Here is a 2896-nt window from a genome sequence, read left to right as displayed (position 1 = left end):
GTCCTGGGCAGTGCGGCACAGGCCAACTACGCCGCCGCCAACGCCTTCCTGGACGCGCTCGCGGCCCACAGACAGGCCGCCGGCCTCCCCGGCACCTCCGTGGCCTGGGGACTGTGGGGCGAAGCGAGCGGCATGACCGGGCAGCTCGGCCGACCGGACCTGGCCCGCATGCGCCGCTCCGGCATCGTCGCGATGACCACCGAACAGGGCCTCGGGCTGCTCGACGCGGCGCTGAACACCGCCCAGGCGAGCCCGGCCGCCGTCCGGTTCGACCTCGGCGCGCTGCGCAAGGCGGCCGAGTCCGGTGCCCTGCCGACACCCCTGCGCGCGTTGGTGCGTGCCCCGCTGCGGCGGGCCGCCGCGTCCGCGGCAGCCGCCGAGCCGGCGCTCACCGGGCAACTGGCGGGGCGCTCCGAGGCGGAGCGGGAGCGCATCCTGGTCGACCTCGTCCGCCGGCACTGCGCCGTGGTCCTCGGGCACGCCTCGATGGACGCGATCTCCTCCGAACGCGGCTTCCTGGACTCCGGCTTCGACTCGCTGACCGCGGTCGAACTGCGCAATCGGCTCGGCGTCGCCACCGGGCTGCGGCTGCCCACGACGGTGATCTTCGACTGCCCGACCCCGCAGGCACTCGCCCGATACCTCGACGAAGGGCTGGGCCCGGTGCGGGAGCCCGCCCCGACGGCGCCGCTGCTCGGCGAGATCGACCGCCTCGAGGCGGCGCTCGCCGGCGCGCTCGCGGACACGGGCGACGAGCGGGCCGCGGTGACGCGCCGGCTCCGGGCGCTGCTGTGGCGGTTCGAGGAGACGCCGAACGGGGCGCCACCCGGCGGCGATGCCGATATCGACACCGACGCGGCCGGCGGCGAGCGGCCGGGCGGCTTCGACGCCGTGACCGACGACGAGATGTTCACCCTGCTCGACAAGGAGTTGGGGCTCGACTGACCCAGCGGCCGGCCGTACTCGTCGGCCGCCGACCGATCCGGACCCCCGACCTCTGGAGAGCGTGGACGATGAACGCCGGCGACACCGAGCAGAGACTCCGCGACTACCTCAAGCGCGTGGCCGAGGAACTCCGCCAGACCAGGCGGCGTCTGGCCGCCGTCGAGGCGCGCGGCCGGGAGCCGATCGCCGTCGTGGCGATGTCCTGCCGCTTTGCCGGCGGGGTCCGCTCGCCCGAGGACCTGTGGCGGCTGGTCGCGGCCGGTGCCGACGTCGTCTCCGACTTCCCGACCGACCGGGGGTGGGACGTCGAGGGGCTCTACGACCCGAACCCGAACGCGAGCGGCAAGAGCTACGTCCGCCAGGGCGGCTTCCTGCACGACGCGGGCGACTTCGACGCGGAGTTCTTCGGTATCTCCCCGCGCGAGGCGCTGGCGATGGACCCGCAGCAGCGCCTGTTGCTGGAGACGTCGTGGGAGGCGTTCGAGCGGGCCGGGATCGACCCGGTGGCGCTGAGGGGCAGCCGTACCGGGGTCTTCGTCGGGGCCTCCGCGCTCCGCTACATCGAGAATCCGAACGATGTGCCGCAGGCCGTCGAGGGGTACGTGCTGACCGGGAACGTCGCCAGTGTGCTGTCCGGTCGCCTCTCCTACACGTACGGGTTCGAGGGCCCGGCGGTGACCGTGGACACGGCCTGCTCGTCCTCGCTGGTCGCGCTGCACCTGGCCGCGCAGGCGCTGCGGCAGGACGAGTGTTCCTTCGCGCTGGCCGCGGGCGTGACGGTGTTGTCGGACCCGTCCCTGTTCGTCGAGTTCAGCCGGCAGCGCGGCCTCGCGCCGGACGGCCGCTGCAAGGCGTTCGCGGCCGCGGCCGACGGCACCGGCTGGTCCGAGGGCGTGGGCGTGCTGCTGCTGGAGCGGTTGAGCGACGCGCGGCGCAACGGTCACCAGGTGCTCGCCGTCGTGCGCGGCAGCGCGGTCAACCAGGACGGCGGCAGCAGCGGAATGACCGCCCCCAGCGGCCCCGCGCAGCAGCGGGTGATCCGGCAGGCGCTGGAGAACGCCCGACTGACGGCGGATCAGGTGGACGCGGTGGAGGCGCACGGCACCGGCACCGCGCTCGGCGACCCGATCGAGGCGCGGGCGCTCCTGGCCACCTATGGGCGCGATCGGGACCCGGCGCAGCCGCTGTGGCTGGGCGCCCTCAAGTCCAACCTGGGCCACTCGGTCGCCGCCGCGGGGGTGGCGGGGGTGATCAAGATGGTGATGGCGATGCGGCACGGCGTGTTGCCCAGGACGCTGCATGTGGATGTGCCGACGCCGCATGTGGACTGGTCGGTGGGTGCGGTGGAGTTGTTGACCCAGGCGCGTGCGTGGCCGGAGACGGGCCGGCCGCGTCGGGCCGCCGTGTCCTCGTTCGGAATCAGCGGGACCAACGCGCACGTCGTCATCGAGCAGGCCGCACCGACCGAAGGGTCGCCCGGAACCGAAGACGACGGCGCGACGCCGGTGGCAACGCCCGAACCCGCGCCCGCCCAGGGCCGCATTCCCTGGCTCGTCTCCGCCCGCTCCGAAGCGGGACTGCGTGCCCAGGCCCGGCGCCTGCTGGATCACGTGCGGGCGCACCCCGACCTCGACCCGCTCGACCTCGCCTACTCGCTCGCCGCGACCCGCTCGGCGCTCGACGTCCGCGCCGCCGTCCTCGGCGCGGACCGCACCGAACTCCTCGCCGGACTCGCCTCCTTGGCCGACGGCGCTCCCGACGCCGACGTGGTGACGGGGGTCGGGCGAGCGGGCGCCCACGTGGGCCACGCCGCGCTCGCGGGGGCGGTCCGCCCGGATGCTCGGCTGGCGCTGCTCTTCAGTGGGCAGGGGAGTCAGCGGGTTGGGATGGGGCGTGAGCTGTACGGAGTTTTCCCGGTGTTCGCGGGGGCTTTCGATGCGGTGGTGTCGGA

2 protein-coding genes are annotated in these 2896 nt (G+C 74.4%); both read left to right on the top strand.

Annotated elements, in window-relative coordinates; genetic code table 11:
• A partial coding sequence (locus ACWCPW_RS51790; protein ID WP_449768650.1) for a KR domain-containing protein occupies window positions 1-945 on the top strand: 945 nt, incomplete at its 5' end.
• Window positions 946-1013: 68 nt separating this feature from the next.
• Window positions 1014-2896, top strand: a 1883-nt coding sequence (locus ACWCPW_RS51785) for a type I polyketide synthase (RefSeq protein ID WP_449768649.1), incomplete at its 3' end; no start/stop codon positions are given.

The organism is Embleya sp. NPDC001921, from assembly GCF_053594475.1.
The sequence above is the reverse complement of the archived record's forward strand: the minus strand, read 5'-3'. Positions and strand labels throughout refer to the sequence as shown.